At 60.3% G+C, this 617-nt stretch carries 1 protein-coding gene; it reads right to left on the bottom strand.

Features of this window, described 5'->3' with window-relative positions; translation table 11 throughout:
• Nucleotides 1-377 (bottom strand): hypothetical protein (locus GJ693_RS16540; RefSeq protein WP_197042326.1); only part of this gene is annotated, 377 nt, incomplete at its 3' end.
• Nucleotides 378-617: the final 240 nt, after the last annotated feature.

Raw genomic sequence — 617 nt, 5'->3', positions numbered from 1 at the left:
AAGATGATGACGTATCCGATCACGACGCCGATGTCGCCCAGGATGATCAGCGCTGCCGGGACATCCGACCAGTGCGAGCGAAAATCGAAACCGGGCACCAGAAACGCAACGACGCCGGACACCGCGGTCAGAGTCTGAATGATCTTCTGACTCTTCTCTTTCTCGGCGACCGGCCCAGCCTTGAGCCGCCGTCCGATCAACGCGTCGTCGTATTTCGCGAGATACAGGATGATGGCGGCGGAGGCGGCGCCCATGATCGCGAGATAGACCCAGCCCTGCCAGAATCTCAGCGACCAGGCCGGGATGAAAAACAGCGCTGCGATGACGAGCAGCGAACGCAGCAATCCGGCGAATGCCTTTCCGGCGTTGGGACTCATTTGTGTGTCTCCGGATTCTTCTGCGCGTGAGGTAACTTGCAGCAACGCGCTTCCAAGGCGGGGAATTGGGGCTGGGCGTCACGCTTTTGTGAAACGGTAGACCGGCTTTTCGGCGGCGGCCTTGGTCTTTGGCCGCAGCTTTGCATGTGGGTACGCAGGACTGAAGCCATGCCTCATTGCCGCCGCTGTGCTAGGCTGCACTGAGTTGACTCTGGAGAGCCTGTTGAACGGACCGACCCC

The organism is Sandarakinorhabdus oryzae (assembly GCF_009733735.1).
Taxonomy (GTDB): Bacteria; Pseudomonadota; Alphaproteobacteria; order Sphingomonadales; family Sphingomonadaceae; genus Sandarakinorhabdus; species Sandarakinorhabdus oryzae.
The sequence above is the reverse complement of the archived record's forward strand: the minus strand, read 5'-3'. Positions and strand labels throughout refer to the sequence as shown.